Here is a 634-nt window from a genome sequence, read left to right on the forward strand (position 1 = left end):
CATGGGCGGCTTGGGAACCTGGTTGGGCCGAATGGTCTGGTCGGGTTCCCTTCGTGTTGACGGGGGCGGTTGATGGCTGTTCACGGCAACATGACCGTTCCGGAGGAGCTCAACTGGGTCTTCATCCTGCTTGCCGGTGGTAGTTGGCCGCCTGGCATGGAGGGGGATATCTGGGCGATCGCGGAGGCCTTGGAGGAGGCTGCCGACGAGTTCGATGGTGTCGTGCATGGCCTCGTCGTGGACCTGCGAGAGGTGATGAACCACGTCGACGAGACGGTGGGTCGTGCTTTTTGGCGTTATGGCGAGAAGCTGGCGGAGCAGCCGGCGTTTTCCGCGATGGGCGCGCGTGATCTCGCGGGGATAGCGCGGGGACAGTCGCTCAACGTCCAGGGCGCGAAGCTCTCGATGATCACGCAGTTGGTCTTCGCGGCGCAAGAGATCATGAGCATGTGGGTCAACCCCGTGATGTGGCCGTTGATCGGTCCGTTCGTCGGGATGATGCAGGGCATCGTCAAGGTGATCTTCGCGAGGTTGACCCAGTGGATGGCCAGGGCCATGCAGATCCTGGTGCACAAGGGTGCGTCGTTCGTCGGTAAGTCCGTTGGCGTGGCCAGCGTCGAGAACGTGACCACGA

The 634-nt window shown here is 62.6% G+C and carries 1 protein-coding gene; it reads left to right on the forward strand.

The features are described from left to right. Positions 1-90: 90 nt before the first annotated feature. A partial coding sequence (locus ABFX45_RS46250; protein ID WP_346137438.1) for a WXG100-like domain-containing protein occupies positions 91-634 on the forward strand: 544 nt, incomplete at its 3' end.

Source organism: Lentzea roselyniae (assembly GCF_039537795.1).
GTDB classification, from domain to species: Bacteria; Actinomycetota; Actinomycetes; order Mycobacteriales; family Pseudonocardiaceae; genus Lentzea; species Lentzea atacamensis.